Source organism: Streptosporangium sp. H16 (genome assembly GCF_051918855.1).
GTDB lineage: Bacteria > Actinomycetota > Actinomycetes > Streptosporangiales > Streptosporangiaceae > Streptosporangium.
In genome coordinates this window covers 82,390-104,622 of sequence record NZ_JBPXMD010000024.1, presented here as the reverse complement: position 1 = coordinate 104,622, position 22,233 = coordinate 82,390, and the positions used below count along the sequence as shown (strand labels likewise).

General features: G+C 70.2%; 18 protein-coding genes. 15 read left to right on the top strand and 3 right to left on the bottom strand.

Features of this window, described 5'->3' with window-relative positions; all coding sequences use genetic code 11:
- Positions 1 to 209 precede the first annotated feature (209 nt).
- Positions 210 to 2,930, top strand: a complete 2,721-nt coding sequence (locus tag ACTOQ2_RS32055) for an ATP-binding protein (protein WP_440104579.1) — start codon at positions 210 to 212, stop codon at positions 2,928 to 2,930.
- Positions 2,931 to 3,150: 220 nt separating this feature from the next.
- On the opposite strand, the gene ACTOQ2_RS32050 is transcribed toward ACTOQ2_RS32055, so the two are convergent.
- Together ACTOQ2_RS32050 and ACTOQ2_RS32045 are read right to left on the bottom strand one after the other, a co-directional pair.
- On the bottom strand, positions 3,151 to 4,155 hold the full coding sequence (locus ACTOQ2_RS32050; RefSeq protein ID WP_440104563.1) for an SIS domain-containing protein: 1,005 nt from the start codon (positions 4,153 to 4,155) through the stop codon (positions 3,151 to 3,153).
- 37 nt (positions 4,156 to 4,192) lie between these two features.
- Positions 4,193 to 5,176 carry a hypothetical protein gene (locus ACTOQ2_RS32045; RefSeq protein WP_440104562.1) on the bottom strand — a complete coding sequence of 328 codons (984 nt, stop codon included), beginning with the start codon at positions 5,174 to 5,176 and terminating at the stop codon, positions 4,193 to 4,195.
- A gap of 313 nt (positions 5,177 to 5,489) precedes the next feature.
- On the opposite strand from ACTOQ2_RS32045, the gene ACTOQ2_RS32040 reads away from it, so the two are divergent.
- Genes ACTOQ2_RS32040 through ACTOQ2_RS32025 form a run of 4 tightly spaced genes read left to right on the top strand, consistent with a single transcriptional unit; the run spans position 5,490 to position 9,289 of the window.
- The gene (locus tag ACTOQ2_RS32040; RefSeq protein ID WP_440071220.1) at positions 5,490 to 6,617 is read left to right on the top strand and encodes a polyamine ABC transporter substrate-binding protein; all 1,128 of its coding nucleotides are present in this window, start codon (positions 5,490 to 5,492) and stop codon (positions 6,615 to 6,617) included.
- Positions 6,614 to 7,498: an ABC transporter permease gene (locus ACTOQ2_RS32035; RefSeq protein ID WP_440104561.1), complete on the top strand. Its 885-nt coding sequence runs from the start codon at positions 6,614 to 6,616 to the stop codon at positions 7,496 to 7,498. Before ACTOQ2_RS32040 ends, ACTOQ2_RS32035 begins: the two co-directional genes overlap by 4 nt.
- On the top strand, positions 7,491 to 8,264 hold the full coding sequence (locus tag ACTOQ2_RS32030) for an ABC transporter permease (RefSeq protein ID WP_440104560.1): 774 nt from the start codon (positions 7,491 to 7,493) through the stop codon (positions 8,262 to 8,264). The genes ACTOQ2_RS32035 and ACTOQ2_RS32030 overlap by 8 nt, the downstream gene beginning before the upstream one ends.
- The gene (locus ACTOQ2_RS32025) at positions 8,264 to 9,289 is read left to right on the top strand and encodes an ABC transporter ATP-binding protein (protein WP_440104559.1); all 1,026 of its coding nucleotides are present in this window, start codon (positions 8,264 to 8,266) and stop codon (positions 9,287 to 9,289) included. Before ACTOQ2_RS32030 ends, ACTOQ2_RS32025 begins: the two co-directional genes overlap by 1 nt.
- Positions 9,290 to 9,291: 2 nt before the next feature.
- Here ACTOQ2_RS32025 and ACTOQ2_RS32020 read toward each other — a convergent pair whose 3' ends face one another.
- Positions 9,292 to 9,900: a TetR/AcrR family transcriptional regulator gene (locus tag ACTOQ2_RS32020; RefSeq protein WP_440104558.1), complete on the bottom strand. Its 609-nt coding sequence runs from the start codon at positions 9,898 to 9,900 to the stop codon at positions 9,292 to 9,294.
- Between the two features lie 126 nt (positions 9,901 to 10,026).
- Here ACTOQ2_RS32020 and ACTOQ2_RS32015 point away from each other — a divergent pair, with 126 nt between their 5' ends.
- The 10 genes from ACTOQ2_RS32015 (at position 10,027) to ACTOQ2_RS31970 (ending at position 22,054) form a co-directional block, all read left to right on the top strand.
- Complete coding sequence (locus ACTOQ2_RS32015) at positions 10,027 to 11,298, top strand: glycosyltransferase (RefSeq protein ID WP_440104557.1); 1,272 nt, start codon at positions 10,027 to 10,029, stop codon at positions 11,296 to 11,298.
- Positions 11,299 to 11,332: 34 nt separating this feature from the next.
- Positions 11,333 to 12,739 carry an aminobutyraldehyde dehydrogenase gene (locus ACTOQ2_RS32010; protein ID WP_440071214.1) on the top strand — a complete coding sequence of 469 codons (1,407 nt, stop codon included), beginning with the start codon at positions 11,333 to 11,335 and terminating at the stop codon, positions 12,737 to 12,739.
- Positions 12,740 to 12,936: 197 nt separating this feature from the next.
- Positions 12,937 to 15,909: a sensor histidine kinase gene (locus ACTOQ2_RS32005; RefSeq protein WP_440104556.1), complete on the top strand. Its 2,973-nt coding sequence runs from the start codon at positions 12,937 to 12,939 to the stop codon at positions 15,907 to 15,909.
- Positions 15,906 to 16,328 (top strand): roadblock/LC7 domain-containing protein, encoded by a 423-nt coding sequence (locus ACTOQ2_RS32000; protein WP_030906232.1) that lies wholly within the window; start codon positions 15,906 to 15,908, stop codon positions 16,326 to 16,328. The genes ACTOQ2_RS32005 and ACTOQ2_RS32000 overlap by 4 nt, the downstream gene beginning before the upstream one ends.
- A gap of 9 nt (positions 16,329 to 16,337) precedes the next feature.
- The gene (locus tag ACTOQ2_RS31995) at positions 16,338 to 16,736 is read left to right on the top strand and encodes a DUF742 domain-containing protein (RefSeq protein ID WP_362680287.1); all 399 of its coding nucleotides are present in this window, start codon (positions 16,338 to 16,340) and stop codon (positions 16,734 to 16,736) included.
- A gap of 7 nt (positions 16,737 to 16,743) precedes the next feature.
- Positions 16,744 to 17,283 carry a GTP-binding protein gene (locus tag ACTOQ2_RS31990; protein WP_362840741.1) on the top strand — a complete coding sequence of 180 codons (540 nt, stop codon included), beginning with the start codon at positions 16,744 to 16,746 and terminating at the stop codon, positions 17,281 to 17,283.
- An 869-nt stretch (positions 17,284 to 18,152) separates the two neighbouring features.
- Positions 18,153 to 19,127 carry an ABC transporter substrate-binding protein gene (locus ACTOQ2_RS31985; RefSeq protein WP_440104555.1) on the top strand — a complete coding sequence of 325 codons (975 nt, stop codon included), beginning with the start codon at positions 18,153 to 18,155 and terminating at the stop codon, positions 19,125 to 19,127.
- On the top strand, positions 19,124 to 19,903 hold the full coding sequence (locus tag ACTOQ2_RS31980) for an ABC transporter permease (RefSeq protein ID WP_440104554.1): 780 nt from the start codon (positions 19,124 to 19,126) through the stop codon (positions 19,901 to 19,903). Before ACTOQ2_RS31985 ends, ACTOQ2_RS31980 begins: the two co-directional genes overlap by 4 nt.
- Positions 19,900 to 20,715, top strand: coding sequence for an ABC transporter permease (locus tag ACTOQ2_RS31975; RefSeq protein WP_440104553.1), 816 nt, complete (start codon positions 19,900 to 19,902; stop codon positions 20,713 to 20,715). The genes ACTOQ2_RS31980 and ACTOQ2_RS31975 overlap by 4 nt, the downstream gene beginning before the upstream one ends.
- Before the next feature lie 25 nt (positions 20,716 to 20,740).
- Positions 20,741 to 22,054, top strand: a complete 1,314-nt coding sequence (locus tag ACTOQ2_RS31970) for a flavin-dependent oxidoreductase (RefSeq protein WP_440104552.1) — start codon at positions 20,741 to 20,743, stop codon at positions 22,052 to 22,054.
- The last annotated feature ends 179 nt before the right edge of the window (positions 22,055 to 22,233 follow it).

The window sequence follows — 22,233 nt, the reverse complement described above, 5'->3', positions numbered from 1 at the left end:
GGTTACGGAAACCGGCGTTCGTGACGGACGGCGCTGGGACGGCACGAGCCGGCACGAGCCGGCGGGGAGGCCCTCCGCACCCGCCGCGGCGCCCCCAAATCCCCTCCGCACCCCCGCGGCGCCCCCAAGTCAAGGCAGCAGTCATTCGTCACGTGACGTACTTATGCGACAATTTGATCATCGGGTTCCGGGGAAGGTATCGCGTGATCATGCTCTTCGGGCGCGACCGCGAGATGGCCCAGATCGAGGGCCTCGTAGATCTCGTTCACGAGGGCGGTGGCGCCCTGGTCATATCCGGCGTGCCGGGTATCGGCAAGTCCGCCTTGCTGGCGGTCGCCATCGCACGTGCCGAGGCACGCGATGTGATGGTGTCCGGTGTCTCCGGGGTGCAGAGCGAGACGCACCTGCCGTTCGCCGGGCTCCACCAGTTGCTGCGGCCGATGCTCGGCACCGCCGATCGGCTGTCCGCCCGCCAGCGGGAGGCCCTGCTCGGCGCCTTCGGGATGGCCGAGGTCAGTGACCCCGAGCCTTTCATGGTGGCGCTGGCCGTGCTCAACCTGCTGGGGGAGGTGGCGGCCGCCCGGCCGCTGCTGATCGTGGTGGACGACCTTCAGTGGCTGGACCGGCCCACCATCGAGGTGCTGGGGTTCGTGGCCAGGCGCGTGCGCTCGGATCCGATCGTGCTGCTGATGGCCCTTCGCGACGGCTACCCGACCAGCCTGGACGACAGCGACGTGCCCGAGCTGAGGCTGGCCGGCCTGGATGCGGCCGCGGCGGAGGCACTCCTGAACGCCCAGGCCGCCGATCTCAGCGTCGGCATGCGCCGGCGCGTGCTGAGCGAGGCGGACGGCAACCCGCTCGCCCTGGTCGAGCTGCCACTCGCGCTGGACACCGGGACGGTCACGGCCGAGGCGGGGTTGCTGCCGCTCACGGCGCGCCTAGAGCGGGCCTTCGCCGTGCGGCTGGCCGAACTCCCGCCCCACACCAGAGGGCTGCTGCTCGTGGCCGCCGCCAACGACGGCCACGATCTGGCCGACGTCCTCGCGGGTGGCGGAATGATGACGGGCACCGAGATGACCGCCGAGGCGCTTGCCCCGGCCATGGACGCGGGGCTGGTGGAGCTCCACGGGCAGGCCCTGCGCTTCCGGCACCCCCTGGTGCGCTCGACCATCTACCAGAAGGCCGGCCGCGTCGATCGCCTGGCCGCCCATGCCGCGCTGGCCAGGGTGCACGGCCGCGACCCGGACCGCAGGACCTGGCACCGCGCCGCGGCGATCGCCCATCGGGACGAGTCCGTCGCCGCCGAGCTGGCGGAGGTGGCCGCGCGGGCCCGGCAGCGCGGCGCGATCCCGGTGGCGGTGACCGCCCTGCGCCGTGCGGCGGAGGTCAGCGAGGAGCCCACGGCCGGTGCCCGTCGCCTGCTGGCCGCGGCCGAGCTGGCCTTCGAACTCGGCCGCGGCGACCAGGTCGCCGAACTGCTCGCGCTGGCCGAGCCGTCGGTCCTGGGCGAGCTGCCGCGCGCCAGGGTCGTCTGGCTGACCGAGATGCTGGGAGAAGGGCGCGACGAGGGCCCCGCGCGGATCCGGCGGCTTGTCACGACCGCCGAGGAGGTGGAGGCGGCGGGTGACCGCGAGCTCGCACTCGGCTTCGTCCGGGCGGCGGCCATCCGCTGCTGGTGGAGCGACCCCGGCTGGGAGCAGCGCCGGCGCGTCATCGCCCTGGCCGAGCGGCTGGCGGCCGGCGACGAGGATCCGGAACTGCTGGTGACCCTGGCCACGGCGGGGGCGGTGGAACGCGGGGCGGACGTCATCGAGCGCCTGACCAAGATGCGCGACATCCGGCTGGACGGGGCCGCGACCCGGCTCCTGGGCATCGCGGCGAGCACGGTCGGCGCCTTCGACCTGGTCGGCGACTTCATGGACGCCTCGATCGCCGATCTGCGGGCCCAGGGCAGGCTGGGCCTGCTCACGCGGGCGCTCAGCACGCAGGTGTGGCGCCACGTCTTCTGCGGCGACTGGGCCGGGGCGCTTCTGGTCGCGGAAGAGGCCCACCGACTGGCCCGCGAGACCGCGCAGGTGCGACGGCAGGCCTCGTCCCTGGGGATGCTGGGGCTGCTGGCCGGGCTCCGCGGTGAGGAGGAACGTGGCCTGGCGCTGGTCGCCGAGGGCGAGCGTGTGCTCGGCACCGTCGCGATCAGCTCGGCCGTTGCGGTGCTCCAGCACGCCAGGGGCATGATCGCGTTGTGCGCCGGGCGGTACGACGACGCGTTCGGACACCTGTGGCGGCTGTTCGAGCCGGGCGACGCCGCCCATCACCAGATCTGGCGGCAGTGGGTGATCAGCGAGCTGGCCGAGGCCGCGGTGGCGACCGGCCGGCGGGAGACGGCCAGAGGGGCGGTGGCGGAGCTGGAGCAGGTGGCCGCCCGGACCCCGTCTCCGCTCCTGCACCTGGGGCTCCGGCACGCGCGTGCGGTGCTGGCCGACGACGCCGACGCCGAGGCGCTCTATCTTGACGCGCTGAGCGCCGATCTGTCGCGCTGGCCCACCGCGCGGGCGCGCCTGCTGCTCGCCCACGGCATGTGGCTGCGCCGCCGGCGGCGGATCCAGGAAGCGCGCGCGCCGCTGCGGGCCGCCCGCGACGCCTTCGACGTGCTCGGGTTGCTCGCCTGGGGGGAGAGGGCCCGCCAGGAGCTGCGGGCCGCGGGAGAGGCCAGTGACCTGCGCGTCCCGCCGACCGCCGAGTTCCTCACCTCGCAGGAGTTGCACATCGCCCGGCTGGCCGCCGACGGCCTGTCCAACCGGGAGATCGCCCAGCAGCTCTACCTGTCGCACCGCACCGTCAGCACCCACCTGTACCGAGCCTTCCCCAAGCTCGGCATCACCTCACGCGCGCAACTGCGCGACGCCCTGGTAAATACGTCACGCGACTGATGACCCGGGTCCGTCACGCGGAACGTACCGTCGCCACGTGCCGCCATCTCGCCGGAAACTCCGGCATGGGCTCGTTCCGCTGCTCGAAGTGGGCGAGCGGAGCACCGTGCGGTGCGCCGGGAATCGTCGGAACGTCCGAAGCGGAGGGCGATGCGGTCAACTGACCGCTTCGTGGCGGCACCCACGCGCCGGTTTCGCGCGAGAGGGCGGGGAGCCCGCGTCAGTTCCCGGCGAGCCACCAGCGGGCGGCGACGAGCTCGGCCACCAGGGTCTCGGTCAGCAGCGCCACGTCGGGGTCGTCGTCGTGGCGGTAGCGGACGGAGGCCTTGGCGCCGGGAAGCTCGCCGCCGACGGCCAGGACGGTGGAGCCGCGCTGCCCGATCCAGTCCATGGCCTGCTCGTCGTAGCGGGAGCCGGGGAAGAGGATGGCGCGGTAGTCGAGGGTCTTGGTGAGGTAGACGTCCACGTGGGCCCAGTCGCCGGTCTCGCACGCGTCGGCCGCCCTGCGGGGGCCCTCCCTGAACATCAGCGCCGACTGCTCGGCCGAGGACAGGTGCTCCGCGGGAGCGATCGTGTAGACGCCGTGCGGGCCGTCGAGCAGCGCCGCCGCCTCCTCCAGCCACTCGTCGCGGCGGTCGAGCAGGTCGGCGGTGGCCTCGGCCGTGCGGCGGAGCAGCTCGGGCACGTCCCGGCCGAAACCGCCGGGTTCGTCCCCGGCCGGGACGCGCCCGCCCCAGGCGGGGACGGTCAGATGGCCGCCGAGTGCCAGGAGCAGGGCGAGGGTGTGCTGGAAGGTCCGGCAGGAGACGCCGCCGCGCTCCTCGCCCGCCGCCATCGGGACCACCAGGTCGGCGCCCTCGGTGACGGCCGAGTCCGGGTTGTTGGTCAGTGCGAGCACGAAGGACCGGCCCCGGTGGCGGGCCACCGCGTCCAGGGTCTCCCGGCTGCCGCCGGTGGCGGAGATGGCGACCACCAGGGTGTCCGGGGCCGGCGGGTAGGACAGGGCCGCGGAGGCGTACTCGGCCACCGCGTCCACCCCCGCGGCCCGCAGGCGCAGCGCGGCCACCCGGGCGGCGTAGCGGGAGCTGCCCATGCCGAGGAGGAGCACCCGCCGGATCCCCGAGGGGATCCCCGCGAAGGGGTCGCCCGCCTCCAAGGCGTCGGCCAGGGCGGCCAGCGCGGCGGGCTTGGCCTCCAGATCGGCGAGGTACAGCTCGGGGTTCACGGTCTCTCCTCCATCGAGGTCGTCGGGTTCTTCGGGTTCATCGGTATCGGGACCGCAGCACGCCCATCGGGGCGTAGCGCCAGCGGGGCAGGTGCCTGGCCGCGTAGACGAGCTCGCGGCATTCCTGCTCGATCTCGAACGGGCGCAGCAGGGAACGGTCCAGGAGCGCGGCGTGGCCCCGTTCGGCCAGCCGCCCGAGGTAGGCCGACTCCAGGGTGGCGCGAGCCGTGGCGGACCAGCCGGCGATCACCTCGGGGTCGGCGTCGCGGCGCCTGATCGCGACCTGGCCGACGTGTTCGAGGCTCGTGGTGAGCTGGGCGAGGTCGCGGGCCGCGGGCTGGAAGGGGTCGGCGTCCGCGACGGTCGGGTTGCCGTCGAAGTCGATCACCGCGTAGCCGTCCCGCCAGCGGAGGATCTGGCCGACGTGCAGGTCCCCGTGGATGCGGATCAGCGGGGTGGCCCCCGTGGAGACGAGGGGCGCCAGCTCGGCGCGGAGCGCGCCGGCGCGCTCCGCGAGCCAGTCGCCGTCCTCGCCGCCGGTCAGCGCCAGTGCCTCCTGCAGCGCCTCGCCCGCCCGGAGCGACCACGGGCTCTCTCCCGCCCGTACGGCGTCCGCGTGTCCCACGGGGTCGGGGAAGGTCGCGGACGGGGTCGCCATCGCCGCGTGCAGGTCGGCGGCGAGGACGCCCAGGTCGGCGGCGAAGGAGGTGCCGCCGGAGACGGCCTCGTCCACGCACCACTCCCAGCCGTCCGCGGCGCCGGGCAGGTACGCGGTGACGAGGGCGAGCAGCAGCTCGGAGCCGTCGTCGGCGCGCCGGGAGACGGACGCGTACGGCGTGGCGGTCGCGGTGAAGCCGACCGACGTCAGGTGCGCGAACATGTCGGGCGCGGGCTGGGGGAACGGCGCGGGCGGGGTGAGCCATTTCACGACGACCCGCTCGCCGACGACCACCGAGTGGTTGGTCTGGTCGACCTCGAACCCTCGTTCGGCGCCTCGGACGCCCTCGTCACTCGATGACAATTGAGTGTCGATTGAGAAAAGAGTGGTGATCGGTACGGGAAGCGGGTGGAATCGACGCACGGCGAATGGAGCCGGTGCATCGCAGGTCAGAGCCGTGAGGAGCTCACTGGTCCGCCCGTCGCCGGCCTGGGGAACCGTGTCGAGCCGGTCCCAGATTGAAGCAGGATTTAACAAACGGACCAAACTTTCCAGGGGTGATGTCGGGGGAAGTCTTGCTCAAGTTAATGTTGACTGCAACACTCCTGCTTTGGTCTGCCGTGTCCCCAACGGCCGGTCTACCCCAATTACACTGAATTCTGAAGGAGTAGCGGCCGTGTCCCGCACTCGGTACACCCGTCGTCTTCCGGTCGCCGCCCTGGTCACCGGTCTTGCGCTCGCAGTCTCGGCCTGCGGCGGTGAGGCCGCGGAGACCGCCGCCGCGCCCGCCGCCAGCGCCTCGTCGGCGCAGCTCAATCCCAACGCCGACCTTTCCAAGCAGAGCGTCACGATCTCCGTCTGGGCCGGTTACACGCCCGAGGACCTGCCCCAGCGGATCAAGGACAACCTCAAGACCACCCTCAAGGTGACGGAGCACGCCACCAACGAGGACATCATGGCGAAGCTCACCGCCGGCACCGACACCGGTCTCGACGTGGCCTTCGTCTCCGGCCAGTACGCCCAGGCCCTCAACGAGGCCGGGCTGCTGGAGCCGATCCACCCCGAGCTGATCCCCAACCTCGCGAACCTCTACCCCGAGGCCAAGGAGCTGTCCTACGACAAGGGCAACGTCTTCTCGGTCCCCTACACCTGGGGCACCACGGGCATCTGCTACCGGACCGACCTGGTGAAGACCGCGCCGACGAGTTGGAACGATATTCTCGACCCGCCGGCCGAGGCGCTCAAGAAGGTCACCATGATGACCACCGAGCGCTGGCTGGCCCTTCCCGCCATCAAGGCCCTCGGCTACTCGGTCAACACCAAGAGCGACGAGGAGATCGCCAAGGTCAAGGAGAAGCTTCTCGAGGCCAAGCCGAAGCTGCTCGGCTACGACGACACCACCTTCGGCGAGAAGCTGAAGACCGGCGAGGCCGTGATGGTCGAGGCGTGGGACGGCTGGTGCCCGACCACCGAGAAGAACATCAAGTTCGTGATCCCGAAGGAGGGCAGCGACCTGTGGGTGGACACCATGGTCGTGCTGAAGTCCTCCAAGAACAAGGAGGCGGGGCACGCCTTCATCAACTACATCCTGGACCCGAAGGTCCACGGCTGGGCCGCGGAGAACATCCTCTACAAGGTCCCGAACAAGGCCGCGATGGACGCGATGGACGCCAAGCTCAAGGCCGACAACGCCCCGCTGCAGATGACGCCGTCCGACCTGCTCAAGGGTGAGTCGATCATCGACCTGGGCGAGGACTCGGTCAAGTTCACCCAGCTCGCGACCGAGGTCTCGGCGAAGCAGTGACACGTTCCACCACCGTTTCCGGCGCGTCCGCGAGATCGCGGGCGCGCCGGTCGCGTGCCCTGGGAAGACTCGTCTTCCTGGGGCCCGGTCTGACCTACCTGCTCGTCCTCCTGCTGGTACCGCTCGCCCTGCTCCTCAGCTTCACGGTGTTCCGCAGGGGCCGGTTCGGCGGGGTGGTCTACGAGGTCACGGGCAAGAACTTCGCCCGGTTGCTCGACCCGCTCTATCTGGACGTCGTGCTCGGCTCGCTGAAGCTGGCCACGATCGCCACGCTGATCGCCCTGCTCGTCGGCTATCCGACGGCCTACCTGATCGCCCAGCTCCCGCGGAAGTGGAAGACGATCGCCCTGGTGGCGATCGTGCTGCCGTTCTGGACCAACTTCCTGGTCCGCATCTACGCCTGGATCATCCTGCTGAGCGGTCCCGGCCTGGTCAACAGCACCCTGCTGGACCTCGGGCTGATCGACAAGCCGCTCGAGCTGCTCTACAACCAGGGCACCATCGTCACCGGCCTGGTCTACTCCTACCTGCCGCTGATGGTCCTGCCGCTGTACGCGGCGATCGAGAAACTCGACCCGCAGCTGCGCGAGGCCTCGGCCAACCTCGGCGCCTCGCCGGTCCGCACGTTCGCGTCGGTGACGCTGCCGCTCACCATGCCGGGCGTGCTCACCGGCTGCCTGTTCGTCTTCGTGCCGAGCTTCGGCAACTTCATCATCCCCGAACTGCTCGGCGGCGGCCGTTCCATCATGGTCGGCAACCTGATCAGGGACCAGTTCCTCAAGGCGCGCGACTGGCCGTTCGGATCCACCCTCGCGCTGGCGCTGGTCGCCGTGCTGATCGTCCTGCTGCTCCTGCAGGCCTGGAGTGCCCGACGTGCGTAGATCACGCCTGCTGTACGTCCCCTTCGGGGTGGCCTACGTCTTCCTCTACACGCCCATCGCCGTGCTCGTCGTGATGTCGTTCAACGCCGGCGAGTCCCCCTACGTCTACGAGGGCTTCAGCCTGGACTGGTACGGCGTCCTCGCCCAGAACGCCAAGATCCGCGAGGGACTGGTCAACACCCTCGTCGTGGCCGCGGGCTCCACCGTGCTGGCCACGGTGCTCGGCACCCTGCTGGCGGTGGGCCTGGCCCGGCACACCAGGTCGCGGACGCTGGACGCGCTGGGCGTGCTGCCCGCGGTCCTGCCCGACCTGGTGCTGGCCATCGGGCTGCTGGTGTTCTACGCCACGATCAGGTCGACCCTCGGGCTGCACTCGGTGCTGCTGGCCCACACGGTGTTCGGTATGGCGTTCGTGACCGCGGTGGTGCGCACCCGGCTCGCGGGAGCCGACACCTCGCTGGAGGAGGCGTCCAGGGACCTGGGGGCGACGCCGTTCACCACGTTCCTGCGGATCACGCTGCCGCAGCTGGCGCCGGGCATCACTGCGGGCGCGCTGCTGGCGTTCACCCTCTCGATCGACGAGTTCGTCATCGCGTACTTCACGGCCGCGCCCACCACGCCGACCCTGCCCATCGTCATCTACTCAATGGTCCGCTTCGGGGTCACCCCCGAGATCAACGCGCTGGCCACGCTGCTGCTGCTGGTGAGCTTCACCGCGGTGATCGTGACCCAGCGGATGACCCGACTGACGGAGTCGCTGTCCTAATGCTGAAGATCACAGGTGTCAGCCGCCGGTTCGGCGACGTCACGGCGCTGTCGGACGTCTCCCTGGAGATCCGGCAGGGCGAGTTCTTCGCGCTGCTCGGCCCCAGCGGCTGCGGCAAGACGACGCTCCTGCGGATCCTGGCGGGCTTCGAGTCACCCGACGAGGGCTCCGTCACGCTCGACGGCGACGACTTGCTCGGCCGGGCGGCCCACCGCCGCCCGGTCAACCTGATGTTCCAGTCGTACGCCCTGTTCCCGCACATGACCGTGGCGAAGAACGTCGCGTACGGCCTGGAGCGGGAGAGGCTGGGCCGGGCGGAGGTCCGCCGCCGGGTCGGCGAGGTGCTGGAGAAGGTCGGGCTGGACGCCATGGCCGGGCGCAGGCCGCAGCAGCTCTCCGGCGGCCAGCGGCAGCGGGTCGCGCTGGCCCGCGCGATCGTGAAGCGGCCGCGCCTGCTGCTGCTCGACGAGCCGCTGTCGGCGCTGGACAAGAAGGTGCGCGCGGAGATGCAGCTGGAGCTCAAGCGGCTGCAGAACGAGGTCGGCATCACCTTCGTCGTGGTCACCCACGACCAGGAGGAGGCCATGTCGCTCGCCGACAGGATCGCGGTCTTCAACGCGGGCTCGGTCGAGCAGGTCGACGCCCCGGTGGAGCTGTACGAGCGCCCGCGCACCCCGTTCGTCGCCGGCTTCGTGGGGGCCAACAACATCTTCCCCGGCAGGGCCTGCTCGGTCGGCCTGGCCGGCGACGGGCTCGGCGTGCTGCCCGGCGTCTCGAACCTGCCCGACGGCACGCCCGCGCTGCTCGCCGTACGGCCGGAGCGGCTCAGGATCGGGACCGAGGGGGTGCTGCGCGGCGAGGTCGTCGACGTGAGCTTCTTCGGCGGCGTCTCGCACGTGTCGGTCCAGGTGAGCGGGCGCCCCACGCCCGTCCTGGTGGCCACCCCCGGGGCCACGCAGGTGCGTGCCGGTTCCCCCGTCGCGCTCGGCTGGGCGGACGGGGACGGAGTGCTGATCCCTCAATGACCTCAATAAGAAGACTTGAGCGGGTTGTTCGTCGCGGTCCTGGCGTAGTCGAGGATGAGCTCCGCTGCCTCCTGCGTGCCGATCACCGGGTGACGGGCCGTGATGCGGTAGCCGTACGCGTCCTCGAGCGCGACGAGGTTGCGGGCGATGGGCAGCGAGTCGCCGGACAGCCTGAAGGTCTCCAGGGCGGCCCCGGTGTCGAGGATGCTCTGGTAGAGCGAGACCTGGCGGTCGTAGAGCGTGGTCAGCAGGAGCGCGTACATCCTGTTGCGGGCCGCGGCGCCGCCGAGCTCGTTGAGCAGCCGGACGTCCGGGTCGTCCGGGCCGTGCGGCAGCCCCGAGCGGATGGTCACGACGAGCTTCTCCGCGGGGTCGCGCATGCCGCTGATCCGCTTGAGCCGCTGCTCGTAGAAGCGCTCCATCCCGGCGTGGTGGGCGTCGACCAGCAACTCGCTGAGGCGCGGGTAGTGGTAGAGGACCGCTCCGGAGGTCAGACCGGCCTCCTCGGCGACGTGGTTGAGGTGCACCCCCTCGGTGCCGTGCCGGACGATCGCCCGGTGTGCGGCCGCGATGAGATCCAGGCGCCGGTCCGCCCGTCCCTTGCGCGTCATATTCCCCCGCTCGTAGAAAACCACGCTCTGTGCCGGGGTCCATAGTGGCCCTTTCCCAGCGTTTTTACCAGCCAAGAATTGAACCATTCTTCAAAAGCCGCAACCCCCTAGACGCAAGGAGGCGTGATGTCTCTCACGATCCTGTTCATGCCGGAGAGTGCCTACGGGCCGACGAACAACTGCATCGGCATCGGTGACATTCTTCGTAAGCGCGGACATCGAGTCGTTTTCGCAGCTGAGGCCTCTTGGAAGGGGAAATTGGCGGCTCTCGGATTCGAGGAGGACCTGGTCGATCTCGCGCCGCCGTCCGAGGAGGAGCAGGACGCCGGGCAGTTCTGGAAGGACTTCATCAGGGACACCGCGCCCGAATACCGGAAGTCGACCCTGGAGCAGCTGGAGACGGTCACCAAGCCGATCTGGGACGCGCTTATCGACGGCGCCAAGTACTGCGAGCCTCAGCTGAAGGCGATTATCGAGCGCGTCCAGCCGGACGTCATCGTCGAGGACAACGTCATCGCCTTCCCGGCGCTGCTGACGGCGGGCAAGCCGTTCGTGCGGATCGTGTCCTGCAACCCGCTGGAGGTGCGCGGCGAGGGCGTCGCGCCGGTCTTCTCCGGGCTGCCCGCCGACGACCGCTCCGAGTGGGACGCCTTCAACGCCGAGTACGACCGCACCCACCGCGAGATCTGGACCGCCTTCAACGAGTGGGTCGTCGAGCAGGGCGCCCGCCCGCTGCCGGACCTGGACTTCATCCACGAGGGCGACCTCAACCTGTACGTCTTCCCGGAGATCGCCGACTACACCGACGCCCGGCCGCTGGGCGACTCCTGGCACCGCCTGGACTCCTCGGTGCGCGAGACGGAGGGCGGCTTCGAGCTCCCCGCGTCGCTGGCCGGGCAGGAGGGGCCGCTGGTCTACTTCTCGCTGGGCTCGCTCGGCTCGGCGGACGTCGCCCTCATGCAGCGGGTCATCGACGTGCTGGCCACGACCCCGTACCGCTTCATCGTCTCCATGGGGCCGCTGCACGAGGAGATCAAGCTGGCCGGCAACATGTGGGGCGCCGAGTTCGTGCCGCAGACCAAGATCATTCCGTTGGTCGACCTGGTCATCACGCACGGCGGCAACAACACCACCACCGAGGCGCTGCACTTCGGCAAGCCGATGATCCTGCTGCCCCTGTTCTGGGACCAGTACGACAACGCGCAGCGCGTGCACGAGCTCGGCTACGGCGTGCGCCTGGCCACCTACACCTTCTCCGACGAGGAGCTGACCGGCGCGCTGGAGCGGCTCCTGGGCGACACCGCGCTCCGCGAGCGCCTGGCCGCCGCGGGCGAGGAGATCCGCGGCCGGGACGGCCTGCGCAGGGCGGCCGACCTGATCGAGCGGGCCGGCGCCTGACGGCTCCCCGCATCACCACGACGAGGGAAGTTCCATGGGCAAGTTGATCAATCCGGCGACCGGCGACCTGCTGCGGGAGGTGGCCGACACCCCGATCGAGGAGGTGGCCGCCGCCGTGCGGCGGGCCCGCGCGGCGTTCGAGGAGTGGAGCACGGCGACCCCGGCCGAACGGTCCAGGGTGCTGCTGCGATTCGCCGACCTCGTCGAGGGCGACGCCGAGGAGCTCACCCGGCTGGAGGTCATCGAGACCGGCAAGCCCGCCGCGGTCTTCCGCGACGGCGAGCTGCCGTTCGCGGCCGACAACCTCCGCTTCTTCGCCGGTGCGGCCCGCTCGCTGGACGGCACCGGCGCGGGGGTGCTCAGCTCCGGCTACACCTCGGTGCTGGTACGCCGCCCGGTCGGGGTCGTGGGATCGATCGCCCCCTGGAACTTCCCCCTGGTCATGGCGGTGTGGAAGATCGGCCCCGCGCTGGCGGCCGGGAACGCGGTGGTCATCAAGCCCGCCCCGCAGACGCCGGGCACCACGCTCAGGATGGCGGAGCTGTTCGCCCGCGCCGGCGCGCCCGACGGCCTGCTCCAGGTCGTCCTGGGCGACGCCGAGGTGGGGGAGGCCCTCGTCGCCGACCCGGGCGTCGACATGGTGAGCGTCACGGGCTCCACCGCGACCGGCCGCGCCGTCATGCGCGGTGCCACCGGCTCGCTGAAGCGGGTCCACCTGGAGCTCGGCGGCAAGGCCCCGGCGCTGGTCTTCGGCGACGCGGACCTGTCGGAGATGGCGAGGGGCGTCGCGATGGGCGCCACCTACAACACCGGTCAGGACTGCACGGCCGCGACCCGCGTCTACATCTCCCGCGACGTGTACGACGAGGCCGTCGAGGCGCTCCACGCGACGCTGGCCCAGATCACGGTGGGCGACCCCTGGGACCCGGCCACCGACATCGGCCCGCTGATCTCCGCCGGGCACCGCGACCGCGTGCACGGCTTCGTCGAGCGTGCCGTCGCCGCGGGCGCCTCCGTGCTGCACGGCGGTGTCCCGCTCGAGGGGCCCGGGTTCCACTATCCGCCCACCCTGGTTTCCGGCGCCGCGCAGAACAGTGAGATCGTTCAGGGTGAGCTTTTCGGTCCGGTCCTTGTGGCGCTGCCCTTCGACGGTGAGGACGAGGCGGTACGGCTGGCCAACGACACCCCCTACGGGCTGGCCTCCTCGGTCTGGTCCAGGGACGTGGCGAGGGCACTGCGCGTCTCGCACCGGCTCGACGTGGGCGTGACCTGGGTGAACGACCATCTGCCCATCGCGTCCGAGGCGCCGCACGGCGGGGTCAAGGGAAGTGGCTTCGGCAAGGACATGAGTCAGGAGGCGGTTCAGGAATACTCTGTGACCCGCCATCTGATGATCAAGCACCAGGCTCCGGAGGTGAGGGATTCCTTCCGGCCCGCCTGAAAACTTTGATGCCGTATGTCCCTTTTAAGGGGATATGTCGGTACTTACTCCATTCGAAGTGACATAAAGGATGTGCTCAAATTGCTTCCGCCGCTTCCAAATCCGGCGAGGGGTTACGTAGGCCAGTGATGACACAAGACCGCCGGAGCCACCGCGCGTCAGGGGTGGGCAGTCGACTCCTGCCGGCGAACTGGCGCGTGCGTCCCCGTCTGGTCGCGCTGATCCTGCTCCCGACCGCCGCGGCCGTGCTCCTCACCGGCCTCCAGCTCACCACGGCCCTGTCCACGGCCGGCGAGTACCGCCGGATGAGCGAGGTCGCCGCGCTGGTCGATTCGCTCGGCACCCTCTCCCACGAGATGGCCGAGGAGCGCGACCTCACCGCCTGGTCCATCGCCGCCAAGACCCGCACCAACCTGGGCAGGGTCAGGGAACAGCGCGCGGTGGTCGACCGGAGCAGGGACCAGGCGCTGGCCGCCATGGACGCCCTCGACGCGTCGCAGGCCGCCCGCGTCCGCACCGAGGTCGCCCAGATCCGCCGCTGGCTCAACGGACTCCCCGGCCTGCGCAGGCTGATGACCGAGGGAAGCGTGCTCCCCCGAGCGGCCCTCGGCATGTACACGCGGATGATCACCGACTTCATCACCCTCCACGACGACCTGGGCCGCAGCGGCGGCGACGAGCGCCTCATCGGAGACGCGCTCGCGCTGGGCGCGCTGACCCGGGCCAAGGAGCAGGTCGCCAGGCAGCGCGGCACCCTCCTGGTCAGCTTCCTGGACCGCAAGTTCGACTTCGACGACCCCGCCGACCTCCTCGGCGCGTACCGGAGCCAGCAGAGCGAGGAGAACGCCTTCCGGGCCACCGCCTCCGCCTCCGACATCAAGGGTTTCCGTGACGCGGTCACCGGCCCCAAGGTCGACCAGGCCGACTCCGTGCGTGCCCTCGTCATGTCCCTCATGCGCGAGAACAAGCCGCTGGAGCGGATGGCCGGCCGCACCTGGCCCGCGAGCGCCAACACCTGGTACGGCGCCTCCACCTCGATCGTGGAGGGCATGCGGACCCTCGAGCGCCGCCTGGCGTCCGCGGTCGTCGCCCGCAGCCAGGAGATGGAGAGCGCCGAGCAGCGCAGCGCCGTGATCTCCGGCGCCTCGATCCTGGTCCTGCTGGTACTGATCCTGCTCATCACCGCCTGGGTGGCCGGCACGCTCGTCCGGCCGCTGCGCAGGCTGCGCAGCGAGGCGCTCGAGGTGGCCGACACCCGGCTGCCCGAGACCGTCCGGGTGCTGCGGGAGTCCGGCGACCACGCCCCGAACGTCGAGGTGCCCTCCATCGGAGTGGCCTCCCGCGACGAGATCGGGGAAGTGGCCCGGGCCTTCGACGAGGTCCACCGCGAGGCCATCCGGCTCGCCGGTGACGAGGCCCGCCTGCGCAGCAACATCAACGCGATGTTCGTCAACCTCTCCCGCCGCACCCAGTCGCTGGTGGAACGGCAGATCGACCTCATCGACGACCTGGAGCAGGGCGAGCAGGACGAGGGCCGGCTGGGCAGCCTCTTCAAGCTGGACCACCTGGCCACCCGCATGCGCCGCAACTCCGAGAACCTCCTGGTCCTCGCCGGCCAGGAGCAGAGCCGCCGGTGGAGCGAGCCGGTCCCGCTCAGCGACGTCGTCCGCGCCTCGCTGTCGGAGGTCGAGAACTACGAGCGGGTCAACCTCCGGGTCGAGTCGGGTATCTCGATCATCGGCCAGGCGGTCAACGACATCGTCCACCTGGTCGCGGAGCTCGTCGAGAACGCGATCTTCTTCTCGCCGCAGGACACCAAGATCACGGTGACCAGCAACGGCAACGAGATGGGCGCCGTCATTCTGGCGGTCACCGACTCCGGCATCGGGATGAGCGACGAGGAACTGGCCGAGGCCAACCGACGCCTGGCCGAGCCCCCCGCGGTGGACCTGTCGGTCTCCCGCCGGATGGGCCTGTTCGTGGTCGGCCGCCTGGCCATGCGCCACGGCATCAGGGTCCAGCTCAGGCGCCCGGACACCGGCGGCCTCAGCGCCGTCGTGCTCCTGCCGGTGCAGGTGGTGGCCCAGTCCACGATGATGCCCGAGATGGCGATGTCGGCACAGGGCATGCCGTCCGGCTCCTTCGGGGGCCCGGCGAACTCGTTCGGCTCCATGTCCAGCATGTCCAATATGTCGAACATGTCCAACCAGGACTCGTTCGGCGCGGTGAACCCCGACCCGTTCGGCTCCGTCCCGAACCCGGACCCGTTCGGGACCGGGGCCGGGCGCGGTACCCGTCCGCAGGCCGGTCTCGGGACGCCGCCCGCCCAGGCGCCTCCCCAGGTGCCGGCGCCGACGTCCGCGGACCTGTGGTCCGGGCCGGTGGTGCCCGCCTCCGCGGTGGAGGACCTGTGGTCGTCCCCCATGGCGTCGACCGCGCCGCCGTCGCTCCCCTCGGCCTGGCCCGACCCGCCCGCGATCGACCCCTGGACGCCGCAGCGGCTGGAACCGATGGAGAACACCCAGGCCCTTCCCGTGGTCGAGGTGCCGCCGACGGAACCGGAGCCCGAGGAGTTCCTGCCGATCTTCGCGGCGGTGGGCTCCGACTGGTTCCGCAGCAGCGCGTCCGTCGCCCCCGAGCCGGAGCCGGAGGCCGCTCCCGAGCCCGTGGCCGAGGTCAGGCCACGGCCGCTGGAGCAGCGGGTCAGGCGGGGCCCGCAGGGGCTGGAGACCCAGAACATCCCGCAGATCACGCATTCCTCGCCGCCGCCGCAGCAGTCCCAGCCGCTGCCGCAGCGGACGCCGCCGCAGCAGGCGCAGCCGTTGCCGCAGCGGACGCCCCAGCTGGCGCAGCAGCCCAGGCCGGCCGAGCCGGCGGCCGAGAGGCAGCCGTGGAGCACTCCCTCCGACCAGGGCTGGGCGGCCGCCGAGGTCGCCAAGAAGCCCGTGGAGGGCGGCGTGACCGGAGCGGGCCTGCCCAAGCGGGTGCCCAAGGCGAACCTCGTTCCCGGGGCCGCCTCCGCGGCTCCGGCGGCTCCGGCCCCCCCGATGCCGCCGATATCGGCGGAACGGGTGCGCAGCCGTCTATCCAGTTTCCAGCAAGGCGTACGGCAGGGACGTGCTGAGATGAGCGAGCGCGCCAACGCCGTCGAGGGAGAGAACCAGCAGTGAACAACCAACTCAGCCAGGCCGCTCGCGGCTTCAACTGGCTGATCACCGAGTTCGTCAAGGAGATGCCCGGAGTGGCGCACGCGGTGATCGTCTCCGCGGACGGGCTCCCGCTGGCCTACTCCCAGGGTTTCCCCAAGGACAGGGCGGACCAGCTCGCCGCGATCACGGCCGGTCTGATCAGTCTCACCCAGGGGGCCTCGCGGGTCTTCGAGGGCGGTCCCGTGGCACAGACGGTGATCGAGATGCAGCGGGGTCTCCTGCTGACCATGTCGATCAGCGATGGCTCCGCGCTGGCCGTGCTGGCCTCGCCGGACTGCGACATGGGCCTCGTGGCCTACCAGATGACACTGCTCGCAGAGCGTGCCGGCCAGGCGCTTACGCCTGCGCTCCGGGCCGAGCTGCAGTCGGTTCAGCGATAGGGGGGTGATATGGACGCACCAGGTTGGCGTGGCCCGGAGGAATCTCTGGGCACGTCCCAGGCCAAGAGCGGGCGAGATCGTTTGATCCGTCCGTATGCTGTGACCGGGGGCAGGACCGCTCCTCGGATGCAGCTCGCTCTCGAGGCGCTGGTCTCCTCGGCGACGTTCGCGGGCGTGGATCCCACCACGCTCTCCACGGAATATCAGGCGATCATCTCGCTGTCCCGGCAGGTGCGCTCGGTTGCCGAGCTCTCCGCCCTGTTGCGCATGCCTCTCGGCGTGACCCGGGTGTTGATCGCGGACATGGCGGCCGAGGGCTTGGTGCAGATCCACCAGCCGTCGCTGGATGCGGGTAAGCCGGATCTCAATTTGCTTGAAAGGGTGCTCAGTGGGCTTCGCAGGCTCTGACGCCGGAATGACGTCGACGAAGATCGTCGTTGCCGGCGGGTTCGGTGTCGGCAAGACGACCTTCGTCGGTGCGGTCTCCGAGATCATGCCGCTGACCACGGAAGCGGTGATGACGGAGGCGAGTGCGGACGTCGACGACCTCTCGCACATTCCGACAAAGCGGACCACCACGGTCGCCATGGACTTCGGCCGGGTCTCGCTGGACCGTGATCTGATCCTGTACCTGTTCGGTACGCCGGGTCAGCACCGGTTCTGGTTCATGTGGGACGACCTCGTGAAGGGCGCGATCGGCGCGATCGTGCTCGTCGACACCCGGCGGCTGGCCGACAGCTTCCCGGCGATCGACTACTTCGAAGAGGCCGGCCTGCCGTTCGTCGTGGCCCTCAACGGGTTCGGCGGATCGCACGTCCACGGTGAGGAGGAGGTGCGGGAGGCTCTGACGATCGCCCCGCACATCCCCATCGTCCGGACCGACGCCCGGTCCCGCGACGCCGTGAAGTCGACCTTGATCACCTTGGTCGAGCACGTTCTCACCCTCCGGGTCTGACGTCCCGGCGCGGGCCTCGTCCTCATCGGGACGGGGCCCGCGCCTTCGGGGAGACCCGCTTTCGCGAAGACCCTCGCTCTCGCGGAAGGTGGAGGCCGTCCGCTCCGGCCTTCCCGTGCCGGTACCGAAATCGCCGCACGAGGCGGGCGCCGGAGCGGCGACAAGGCCGATGAGGGAATTACGGGCAGAAAATCCGCTCCTTATAGGACTTCCTTAATTGGGATCCTCTCCTGCCCGCCGGCAGGACCTCAAACGTGAGGACGGCGCGGTATGGCGGCGCGTCGGCCTGGCGGGCGGATGACCGCGAACATGTACACGTCACTTATATCGAAATATAGGGCGTGAATATATTATTTGTGCCCGCATCTGCTTCGTGGCCGGTGGTCGGAAAGACCACCGTCAGGTTGCCGGGCGTCTGCCGGACCGGAACTCCGCCCACTTCGACGATTCCGCCGGTCGGCCTGACGAGGCCGCTGACGAGGCCGGTGACGGGGCGCGGCGGGGTGGGCTTCACGCGGTCCGAAGGGCCGGCGCCGCAGAGGCTCCGACGCTCGGTCCGGGTCCGTCGACGGCCCGGTGCGCTTTCCCACCGCCGCCGTGGGCGTGGGTGAGGCCGACGATTTCGAGCAAGGCGATTCCCGGGGCGCGATTCGCCGGAACGGGTGCGGGGGACTCCGGCGGAGCTCATGGCATCCAGTGGTGTTATGTCTGATTCGTGCCATCCTGCCGTTCGTTGTGAAATATGTTCTAAGTCGACAATTTGATGAGGGAATAGCGGAATTCGTATTGTAGATATGGATGGACGCTAGAATCCTGCCGTTCTTCGTTCGGAAGATCGTTTCTTCATGCCGCGCGGCCTTGGGGGATCCATGAGATTACGCTCGTCCGTTGTCGGAATCCTGACGCTGGCACTCGTCGCGGTCACCGGATGCGGCGGCGCCGAGGGGCCCGCCAGGGACGCCGGCGGCTCCGGCCCGGAGAAGGTCCAGATCAACATCGGCACGATCCCGGTCCTCGACACGGCCCCGCTGCAGATCGCGCTGGAGAAGGGGCTGTTCAGGAAGCAGGGTCTCGAGGTCAAGCTGAGCATGCTCGCGGGTGGCGCGGAGGCCGTTCCCAAGCTCAAGGGCGGCAGCCTGGACGTCAGCTTCGGCAACTACGTCTCCTTCTTCAGCGCCCACGCCAAGGGTGTCATCGACCTCAAGATCGTTTCCGATGGCTTCCAGAGCGCTCCCGGGACGCATACGATCATGGTCGCCAAGGACAGCCCGATCCGGACCGTAGCCGATCTCAAGGGCAGGACCATCGCGGTCAACACCAAGCGCAACATCGCGACGATGCTGACCCGGGTGGCCGCCAAGGCGCACAACATCGAGCTCGACGAGGACAAGAGCTTCGTAGAGTTCCCCTTCCCGGAGATGGAGAGCGTGCTGAAGGCCGGCACGGCCGACGCCGTCGTGGTCGTGGAGCCGTTCGGCACCCTGATCGGCCGGTCCATCGGCGCCCGGGTCCTCTGGGACCTCTCCCAGGGCCCGACCGCGGACTTCCCGATCGCCGGCTACGCGGTGACCTCGGAGTTCGCCAAGGCGAACCCCAGCACCGTGGCGGCGTTCCAGCGGGCGATGGCGGAGGCCAAGGCGCTCGCGGCCGACCGGGCGAACGTGATCGCGGCCATCCCGAAATACACCAAGATCACCGAGGACACAGCGGCCGACCTCGCCTTCGGAATCTTCCCCACCACGCTGAACGCAACGAGTCTCCAGCGGGTCACCGACACCATGCGCGAGTCCGGCCTCCTCGACGAGACGCTCAACGTGCAGGACCTCATCGTCGCCGGCACGTGAACAGAAACCGTGTCATCCGGGGGGCGATCGGGGCCTGCGCGGCGATGGTCATCGCCGAGACGGTCATCCGGCTGGGGATCGCCGGCTCGGAGGTCGTCCCACCGGTCTCGGTCGTGCTGCTCCGGTCCGTCACGCTGGCGGGGGACCCCCTCTTCCTCGCCGGTGTGGCGGACACGGTCCTGGCCTGGCTGGTCGGCCTGGCCCTGGCCATCGTCGTGGCGGTCACCGCCGGTGTGGTGCTCGGATCGGTTCCGTGGCTCAGTACGCCGAGCCGGGTCGTGGTGGAGTTTCTCCGCCCGATCCCCTCGGTGGCGTTGATCCCGCTGGCGATCCTGCTGTTCGGGGCGGAGACCGAGATGAAGGTGTCCCTGATCCTCTACGCGGCCTCCTGGCCCATCCTGCTCAACACGCTCTACGCGCTTCGGGACGTGGATCCCGTGGCGAAGGACGCGCTGCGTAGTTTCGGCTTCGGTCCCCTGGCCGTGCTCTGGCGGGTCTCGCTCCCCAGCGCGGCGCCGTTCGTGGCGACCGGGGTGCGTGTCTCCGCGGGCATCGCGCTGGTCGTGGTCGTGAGCGCCGAACTGCTGAGCGGCGGCACGCGCGGCCTCGGTGTCTTCCTCATCACCGCGGGCAGCTCCGGAGGCAACACCGACGTGATACTGGCCGGTGCGGTCTGGGCGGGAGCGCTCGGCCTCGTTGTCAACGCGCTGCTGCTCCGGGCGGAGCGCGGCCTCTTCGGCTGGCACTTCGCGCGTGCCGAGGAGACGACACGATGAGCCGGGCCGGTACGGCGGCGCGCGGTGTCATCACCGGGGCGGTGTCCCGGTTCTGGCTCGCGGCCGCGTTGGTCGCGGTCTGGGAGGTCGCCACCCGGATCATCCAGGAGAGCTACTTCCCGCCGCCGTCGCAGATCGTCGCGACGATGTACGAGCTGTGGTTCTCCGGTCCGGCGAGCCGGCTGTTCCTCACCCAGGACGCGCTGGACGACTTCGGGCACAGCCTGTACAACCTCTTCGGAGGGTGGGCGCTCGCCTGTCTCGCGGGGGTCGCCGTCGGCATCACGCTGGGCCTGTCCCGCACGCTGGCCGACTACGTGGAGCCCATGGTCCACTTCGGACGGGCGGTTCCGCCGCCCACCCTGATCTCCTTCTACATCGTGGCGTTCCAGCTCGGGACGCCCATGCAGGTGGCGACCATCGTCTCCGGAGTCATCTGGCCGGTGTTGCTCAACACCACCGACGGCGTCCGTACGGTGGAGCAGCTCCATCTGGACAGCGCCGAGGTCTTCGGGGTGCGGGGGATCCGGAGGCTGCTGTGGATCATCATCCCCGGCGCGGCTCCCAAGATCGTGGCCGGGCTCCGGATCAGTCTGGGCCTCGCCCTGATCCTGATGGTCCTGTCCGAGCTCATCGGGAGCACCGTGGGCATCGGCTCGCTTCTCATAGGCGCACAGCGCAGCTTCGAACTGCCCCAGATGTGGGCGGGAATCGTGATCCTGGGCGTGCTGGGATACCTGCTCAACGCCGTCTTCGTGGCGGTGGAGAAGCGGGTGCTCAGGTGGCATCTGAACGCGCGGAGTGCGACATGAACCCCGGACGGACATCGAGGACGCCATGCGAGTACTGATCATCGGAGGTGGCATCGGAGGGCTCACCACCGCGCTGAGCCTTCACGCCGCGGGTATCGACTGCGTGATCGCCGAGTCGGCCGTGGAGTTGCGCCCGCTGGGGGTGGGCATCAACCTGCAACCCCACGCCGTCCGGGAGCTGACCGAGCTCGGCGTGGGGGACGAGCTCGCGGAGATCGGCGTCCCGACGGGTTCCATGAACTTCACGGACAGGTTCGGCGGAACGATCCTGTCGCTGCCGCGCGGAAGGTTCGCGGGATACAACTGGCCCCAGTACTCCGTTCACCGCGGTGAGCTGCAGATGCTGCTTCTGTCCGCGGTGCGTGAACGGCTCGGCGCCGGTGCCGTCAGGACCGGGCTGCGGCTGGAGGACTTCGAGCAGTACGAGACCGGGCCCGCCGGACCCGCCGGTGTCACCGGCGTCACCGGCGTCACGGTGTCGCTGCGCGACGTGCGGACCGGTGAGCACCTGAAGGAGACGGCGGACGTCCTCGTGGGCGCGGACGGTATCCACTCGGCCGTGCGTGCCAGGCTGCATCCCGGCGACGGGCCGCTGATGTGGAACGGGATCCGGATGTGGCGGGGAACGGCCGAGGGAGATCCCTTTCTCGACGGCACCACGATGATCGTCGCGGGTTCCAACCTGTCGGCCAAGTTCGTGGTCTACCCCATCTCGCGGGCTCGGGCCCGGGGACGAGTGCTGATCAACTGGGTGGCCGAGGTGATGACCGCCGAACCCGGCCCCGTCCCGGCCGCCGACTGGTCCAGACCCGGCCGTCTGGAGGACGTGCTCCCGCATTTCGACGGCTGGAGACTGCCCTACCTGGACGTGCCCGTGCTCATCTCCGGTTCGGAACGGATCCTGGAGTACCCCATGGTGGACAAGGATCCGCTCCCCCGGTGGGGGGCGGGCCGGGTCACCCTGCTGGGAGACGCCGCGCACCCGATGTACCCGGTGGGCGCCAACGGCGGCTCGCAGGCCGTGCTGGACGCCCGGGTCCTGGCCAGGGAGCTGGCCGGCGCGACCGATCCGGCCGCGGGACTGGCCGCGTACGAGAAGGAGCGCAGGACCGCCACCACGGGGCTCGTGCTCGCCCATCGTGAGCTGCCCATGGAGAAAACCATCGCACTGGTCACCGAGCGGGCGCCCGGCGGGTTCGACGACATCGCGGACGTGCTTACGCCGAAGGAACTGGCGGAGATGGCCGCCGCCCAGCAGAGGATCACCGACGTGGACGTGAGCGCCCTCAACGCCCGTTCCTCATGGAATGTTCGTCCGACGGGTGGCCCGGGCCGGTGACCGCCGAGCCGGCCGGGAGCGAGACCGTTCCCGGGGGACGGGCCGCGCTCCCGGCCCGGAAGCGCGGGCGGGGTTTGCGAGGCGGGCGAAACGGCGACGGCCGGTGACGCGAGGTTCACGTCACCGGCCGCCGGCCGTCACTCCACAGCCCCGTCACCACACAGCCCCGTCACCACACA